We start from the raw sequence: 4,646 nt of genomic DNA on the forward strand, positions 1-4,646 counted from the left end.
AAGTGCACAAAAAAAGCCAGGAGCAAAAGCTACTGGCCTTCAATTAAAACCGTCAACGTATTTTAGGACGGGACATGTAAATTAGATGATATAAATTACAACAATGCTTTTAGTTTATATAATAAATCGTGCGCTTGGCGTGGCGATAAATTATCAGGGTCGATAGCGCTTAATTGTTCTTCTACTTCTGAAGGTGTATTTTGAGCAACTTCATTATTAAAAGTAAAGGCTTGTTGCTCAGTATTTGGTGCAGTAACGCTTTGATGATTTTCAAGTAACTTAAGTTTTTGCTTTGCTTGTGCAATAACAGCTTTTGGCACACCCGCAAGAGCAGCTACCTGTAAGCCAAAGCTCTTGCTTGCTGCGCCATCAAGTACTGTATGCATAAAGGCGATTGTATCGTTATGCTCTATTGCATCAAGGTGCACGTTTACCAGGCCTGTTGTTTGTTCAGCAAGTTCTGTTAACTCAAAGTAGTGCGTAGCAAATAATGTTTTAGCTGATATTTTTGACGCTAAATGATCGGCTGTTGCATACGCAAGCGAGAGCCCATCGTAGGTACTTGTACCGCGACCAATTTCATCCATTAACACTAAAGACTGCGCCGTGGCATTATTTAAAATAGTCGCTGTTTCGGTCATTTCTACCATGAAGGTTGAGCGACCTGATGCTAAATCATCGCTAGCACCAATACGTGTAAATATGCGATCAATATTACCTATTTTAGCGCTGTCTGCAGGTACGTAACTGCCAATGTGAGCCATTAGTACAATAAGTGCTGTTTGGCGCATATAGGTTGATTTACCGCCCATGTTTGGACCCGTAATAATCAACATTTTACGTTGGCTGTTTAATTCAACAGGGTTAGCAATAAACGGTTCTTTCATTACTTGTTCAACAACAGGGTGACGACCTTGTTTAATGCTTATATTGTCGTTATCGCATAGTTCTGGTTTTGCATAATTGAGTGCAAATGCACGTTCGGCCAAGTTATTTAATACGTCTAAATCGGCCAGTGCTGCTGCCATCATTTGCAGCTGTTCAATATGTGGAGCGATAAATCTGAACAGCTCTTCGTATAGTTGCTTTTCAAGCGCTAAGGCTTTTGATTGGCTACCAAGTACTTTATCTTCGTGCTCTTTAAGCTCAGGAATAATATAGCGTTCGTTATTTTTGAGCGTTTGGCGACGAATGTAGTCGGCTGGCACTAAGTGGGCATTGGCGCGGCTTACTTCAATAAAAAAGCCATGTACGCGGTTATAACCAATTTTAAGCGTACTAATACCCGTGCGTTCGCGTTCACGTAACTCTAGTTGATCAAGTACATCGGTTGCACCTTTACTTAAGTTACGCCACTCATCTAGTTCGCTGTTGTAACCAGGGGCGATAACGCCACCATCACGAATAAGTACCGGTGGGTTTTCTATCACTGCACGTTCTAATAACTCTTGTAAATCAGGGAGCTCAGGCGAGTGCTTGATAATACCTGTAATACGAGGATCGTTAGCATCACCTAGCAAAGTGTGTAGTGGCGCAAGTGCTTGTAATGCGCTGCGAAGACGAGTTAAATCGCGCGGGCGAGCTGTGCATAAAGCTAGGCGTGCAATAACTCGCTCTACATCACCAATCTCTTTTAATGATTCGTGTAATTCACCGCACAGTTGTACATCTAAAATAGCGCTAATTGCATTTAAGCGTGAATTTAGCTCGTCTTTATTACGTACAGGTGTATGAATACGGCGCTTAAGTAAACGAGAGCCCATAGGTGTTGCTGTTTTATCAAGCACTTGGGCAAGTGTATTTTCAAACCCACCTGATAAATTAACGGTAAGTTCTAAATTTTTACGGGTTGCGGCATCTAAAATAACAGCGTGTTCGTTGTGCTCAAGCGTAATTGCACGAATATGTGGCAGTGCAATACGTTGTGTATCTTTTACGTATTGCATTAAACAACCGGCAGCAACAAGCGCGCTGTGGGCTTTATCAACACCAAAACCTACTAAATCTTTAGTACCAAACTGATCGCATAATAAGTGCTGAGCCGTATCTAAGTCGAACTCCCACTCTGGGCGGCGGCGGGCACCTTTTATATGCTCAATTAAATGAAAGTTTTCAAAGCTTTCGCTATACAGAAGTTCTGCCGGAGCTAAGCGCTGAATAGTTGAGCTAAAGGCTTCGTCGGTGTTAACCTCTACAACGTTAAAGCGACCAGAGTTAATATCAAGGTACGCGATACCGTACAGACCTTTTTTACTTTGCCAAACGCTGGTAAGGAGGTTGTCTTGTCGTTCTTGTAAAAGCGCTTCGTCAGAAATTGTACCAGGTGTAACTATACGAACAACTTTACGATCGACAGGACCTTTACTGGTTGCAGGGTCACCAACTTGCTCACAAATAGCCACTGATTCACCCATTTGAACTAAGCGTGCTAGGTAGTTTTCTACTGCATGATAAGGCACGCCCGCCATAGGGATAGGATCGCCACCGGCTTTACCGCGATGTGTTTGCGAAATATCGAGTAATTGAGCGGCGCGTTTAGCGTCATCAAAAAAGAGTTCGTAAAAATCGCCCATACGATAAAACAATAAAATATCGCGATGCTCTGATTTTATTTTTAGATACTGCTGCATCATAGGGGTTTGTTGTTTTATAGTGTGTGGTGCATAAAGATCAAACGACATGTATTTACCCAAAGGCTGAATATGGAATTACATCAAGAGATTAAAACACTTGCTGCGCAATTAGGCGCTATTTTAACGGATAAATGCTTATGGATCACTAGTGCTGAGTCATGTACTGGTGGCGGAGTGAGTTATGCCCTTACAGATACGCCCGGAAGCTCTGCTTATATTGACCGTGCATTTGTGACTTACAGCAACCAAGCAAAGCAAGATTTGCTAAATGTAAGTGCAAGCACATTAGCAAAGTACGGTGCTGTGAGCGAGCAGACAGTACGTGAAATGGCACTAGGTGCAATTAAGGCAACAAACGCAAATATATCGATAGCTGTATCGGGTATTGCAGGACCTGGCGGGGCAACAGAAGGTAAACCTGTGGGACTTGTGTGGTTTGGCATACAAATTAATGACAAAGTACTGACCTTTAAACAAGTATTCTCTGGCGATAGGGCTCAAGTTAGACTGCAAGCTATTGTATTTGCATTGAAAAGTGTAATAGATGAGATAAAATAAAAAAATTAGCTTGATACTGTGATTTCATACAGTATACTTGATTCCATTAGCTGGATTTGGAGAATAAAATGAACGATAACAAACAAAAAGCGTTGGACGCTGCACTATCACAAATTGAACGTCAATTTGGTAAAGGCTCAATTATGAAATTGGGTGATAACAAAGCGTTAAACATTGAATCTGTATCTACAGGCTCATTAGGTATTGATATTGCTTTAGGCATAGGTGGTTTACCTATGGGACGTATTGTTGAAGTATACGGACCTGAGTCATCTGGTAAAACAACGCTTACTTTACAAGTTATCGCAGAAGCACAAAAAGAAGGCAAAACATGTGCCTTTATTGATGCAGAGCATGCTCTAGATCCAGTATATGCCCAGAAATTGGGTGTAAATATAGATGAATTATTTGTATCTCAACCAGATACTGGTGAGCAAGCACTAGAAATTTGTGACATGTTAGTACGCTCAAGCGCGGTAGACGTTGTTGTAATTGACTCGGTTGCTGCACTAACACCAAAAGCTGAAATTGAAGGCGACATGGGCGACTCGCACATGGGCTTACAAGCACGTTTAATGTCGCAAGCATTACGTAAGCTTACTGGTAACATTAAACGCTCTAACACGTTATGTATTTTCATTAACCAAATCCGTATGAAAATTGGTGTTATGTTTGGTAACCCAGAAACAACAACGGGTGGTAATGCACTTAAGTTTTACGCATCGGTACGTATTGATATTCGTCGTATTGGTTCTGTTAAAGAAGGCGATGAAGTTGTTGGTAACGAAACTCGCGTTAAAATTGTTAAAAACAAAGTAGCGCCGCCGTTTAAACAAGCTGAATTTATCATCATGTATGGTGAAGGTATTTCTAAGCAAGGCGAGCTAATTGACCTAGGCGTTAAGCATAAAATTGTTGAAAAAGCAGGTGCTTGGTATAGCTACTGTGGCAACAAGGTTGGCCAAGGTAAATCTAACTCAATTAAGTTTTTGAAAGAAAACCCAGAAATTGCAGATGAGATTGAAGGCAAGTTACGCGAAATGCTTTTATTAAAAGCAACTATTGAACCAGATGATGGTGAAGATAAGTTGGGCGATGACGCTGACCTTTAACAGCCTCAAATGAGTTTTTAAGCTTGATTTGACCCGAGCTTTAAAAAGCGTTAATCAGTAATGATTAGCGTTTTTTTGTTATTAAAAACTTAAAGTAGATAACCTGAGCTCTGGATAATAAATCTATCTCGAGCAGCTATTTTCAGCGCTAACTGCGTTGAATTTACTTGCAATAGGCCAGCTATTGACGCGTAAATTCGCCTTGTTTCCACTGAAAATCTCTGGCTAGAGAAAATAAATTTAAATACCACTATGATTCAATACGTTAGTAAATCTCTTAACCAGAGTTCATATATGGTCTCCTCCAGTATTGCAAGGTGTCATTCAACGATAGCAGGGACAG

The 4,646-nt window shown here is 40.9% G+C and carries 3 protein-coding genes; 2 read left to right on the forward strand and 1 reads right to left on the reverse strand.

All coding sequences use genetic code 11. The features are described from left to right. Positions 1–95 precede the first annotated feature (95 nt). Positions 96–2,681 carry a DNA mismatch repair protein MutS gene (mutS, locus tag AAEY68_RS20485; protein WP_024593958.1) on the reverse strand — a complete coding sequence of 862 codons (2,586 nt, stop codon included), beginning with the start codon at positions 2,679–2,681 and terminating at the stop codon, positions 96–98. 21 nt (positions 2,682–2,702) lie between these two features. On the opposite strand from mutS, the gene AAEY68_RS20490 reads away from it, so the two are divergent. Together AAEY68_RS20490 and recA are read left to right on the forward strand one after the other, a co-directional pair. Further along, positions 2,703–3,191 (forward strand): CinA family protein, encoded by a 489-nt coding sequence (locus AAEY68_RS20490; protein ID WP_024591485.1) that lies wholly within the window; start codon positions 2,703–2,705, stop codon positions 3,189–3,191. A 68-nt stretch (positions 3,192–3,259) separates the two neighbouring features. Beyond that, positions 3,260–4,303, forward strand: a complete 1,044-nt coding sequence (recA, locus tag AAEY68_RS20495) for a recombinase RecA (RefSeq protein WP_024591486.1) — start codon at positions 3,260–3,262, stop codon at positions 4,301–4,303. The last annotated feature ends 343 nt before the right edge of the window (positions 4,304–4,646 follow it).

It is taken from the genome of Pseudoalteromonas sp. RB2-MNA-CIBAN-0110 (assembly GCF_040309305.1).
GTDB lineage: Bacteria > Pseudomonadota > Gammaproteobacteria > Enterobacterales > Alteromonadaceae > Pseudoalteromonas > Pseudoalteromonas arctica.